Raw genomic sequence first — 2478 nt, forward strand, 5'->3', positions numbered from 1 at the left:
GCAGCGATGCGTGCGTAAGACAAGCAAGCTCAGGTCCGCAGTAGCCCATCACCGGCTGCAAAGCCCAGCCATTGCCTGCTGACATCAATCGACCCCGTCCATCCGTATACCGTTTAGCCCGCAGGTCTTGTAGGGCATGCATGGTGCTGTTTCCACCAGCGCTGGGCCTCTTAAATGGACCTTAGCTCCGCTGTCCCGACCGCAAGGACAGGCCTCCTTCTCGGCGCTGGCACTTTGTTGCGGCCCTTCACTGTGCGCCGCTTGCGCGGTGCTCGCTCTCGGGTGCGGTAGGGCCGGACGCTCCGCCTACCGGTTCCCACGAGGCGCACAACGCGCTGGTGGAGAAGAACCGATGAAGCGCACCCAAGACCTGAAGGCCCAATATCAACTTCAGATGGACGAGGAGGGCATCTTGCTCGCCGCCGCGACCATCCTGGAACAACGCCTTCAGCGCCAAGGCCGCATCCACAGCCCCGACCAGGCTGGCGATTATCTGATTGCCCGCTGCGCTCACCTGCCGCACGAAGTCTTCGGCGTCGTCTTCCTCGACACCAAGCATCACATCCTGGCCACCGAGCACCTCTTCACCGGCACCACCGACGCCTGCGAAGTCCACAGCCGAGTCGTCGCCAAGCGCGCCCTGGAGCTCAACGCCGTCGCCGTCATCCTCTTCCACAACCATCCGAGCGGGAATCCGGAGCCCAGCGAAGCCGACCGCAAAGTCACTAAGCGCCTGGAGCAAGCCTTGGGCCTCCTGGACATCCGAGTCCTCGACCACCTGGTCATCGGTGGCCGGCAGCACACCAGCCTGGCCGCAAGGGGGTGGGCATAGCCCCTCCCGCTTCGCTGCTGCAGTGCCCAATGGGCCGGAGCCGTCTGCTGGTAAGCTGATCCTCCCCCCGACACCCGAGTGTGGGCCATGGACTCTTTTAGCCAAGGACGCTGCATCGCAAAAACCCTATCAACAGGCGCTTTGCTGTTGGGATTGGTCGCGTGCGCGGAACCGTCAAACGCTCATCAGGAGAAAGCCATGCAGGATGTGACCTCCGCTGATCTTAAGCACGAACAGGACCGGGTTGCCGCCATCTCGGATGCTGCGCTCCCCCCTGGTTCGGCACCCATGATGACGTGGGATGGCTACCCTGCTTTGCAGCCAGGCCCTGAGCTCTCTCCCAATCAGCTGCTGGAGCAAGTCCAGGCGATGGTCAAGGCCATCCGCAGTTATGGTGATTCGGCCCCCAGCAAGGTTGAGCAAGTTTTGGGAGTGGCTTTGCCGCCCGATGCGAAGCAGGAACGAAGGGGTGTTACTGGACGCGTAGGCAAGGGAAGCTATTCCTGGGCGGTCTGGAAGCCGTATCCGGAGAGTCCTGGCCACATCGTCGAGCTGACGCTGACGCCGGACGCCTGCGTGGCTTACGACGCGATCAGAGCCCCGCTGGAGGCCAGTGGCTTCCGTGTCTACGTGCCCACGTTCGGCGACGACCAGCGGATCTCGTTTGATACAGCGGTAGGTCCGTCCCTGGCCCTGTTCATCGCGGTGACGCCTGACCGTCGGGAATCACCGACGTGCGCCACCGTGGTGAGCTTCGAGCTGGACCGCCGCGATGCTTGACCCTCGCATCGAGCGCATGCTCCAGGAAACCGAACGTCAGTCGGCCTTGCCCCCGTGGGCCGCTCAAAACCTTCGCGAGGCCGTCGAGTCTTCGCCATACCTGGCCGAAATCATGACCAAGGCCATCGACAACGGCGATCTGAAGCACATCAGCGTTTCAAAGACCCCCAACGAGGGGGGGCACTATAGCCACGCCACGCGATCCATCAGCATCAACGCCGATATCTTCTTGAGGTCAAGGCCCGAAGAGCGGGTGGATCAGCTCACCGGCGTTCTAGGGCATGAAGCCGGTCACGCCCTGATGGCCCGTTCCAACGAAATCAGCACCTACAAACTCTCCTACAGCATCGAACAGTCTTTGCGGGAGGGCGCACGTTACGGCGAAGCCACTGTTGACATCACTCCGTTGGCAAAGGACTACATCCAGGCATCGCGCCAAAACGAAGCGTTCGCCGAGCTGGTTTCGATGAATTCGGTCGCCAGCCGCGTCAAGCACGAGCGTCCCAATGCGAGCGAGGGCTACTTGTTGCGGCGGATGGATCCCACTACTCCCTGTGTGAGCAACGGTCGGTTGGAGCCAGGAATACGTTTAGATGCCGAGGGAATTCAGCACACTGGAGGCAACATTGAAGGCCCTGCTATCAAGGCAGTTGGTGTCTGCCAGTTCGACAGGTCAGGCATTGGGCTGGGCGAGCTTGGTAAATCGAATTACAACGATTACTACTTGTCCTACGTGGTGTCCGCAGGGGCTGCCGTCTCTCGAAACCTGGACCAATCGTCCACCCAGTCAATGCCACGCATTGGGCTAAACATGGCCGCATTGGGCAGCAGTCCAGTTCAGGTGGAAGCGGCTGGCATTGAGTTGG

Annotated in this window: 2 protein-coding genes and 1 pseudogene; all 3 read left to right on the forward strand. The window is 61.3% G+C overall.

Translation table 11 applies throughout. The features are described 5' to 3' along the window. Positions 1 to 352: 352 nt before the first annotated feature. On the forward strand, positions 353 to 832 hold the full coding sequence (locus LN450_RS10770) for a JAB domain-containing protein (RefSeq protein WP_011346611.1): 480 nt from the start codon (positions 353 to 355) through the stop codon (positions 830 to 832). Between the two features lie 87 nt (positions 833 to 919). Continuing rightward, a complete protein-coding gene (locus tag LN450_RS10775) occupies positions 920 to 1612 on the forward strand; it encodes a hypothetical protein (RefSeq protein WP_228884966.1) in 693 nt (230 codons plus the stop codon). Next, positions 1605 to 2478: pseudogene (locus LN450_RS10780) on the forward strand (hypothetical protein); the annotation flags it as partial. The gene LN450_RS10775 and the pseudogene LN450_RS10780, both read left to right, overlap by 8 nt.

Origin of the sequence: Xanthomonas euvesicatoria pv. euvesicatoria (assembly GCF_020880415.1) — a bacterium.
Classification (GTDB): domain Bacteria; phylum Pseudomonadota; class Gammaproteobacteria; order Xanthomonadales; family Xanthomonadaceae; genus Xanthomonas; species Xanthomonas euvesicatoria.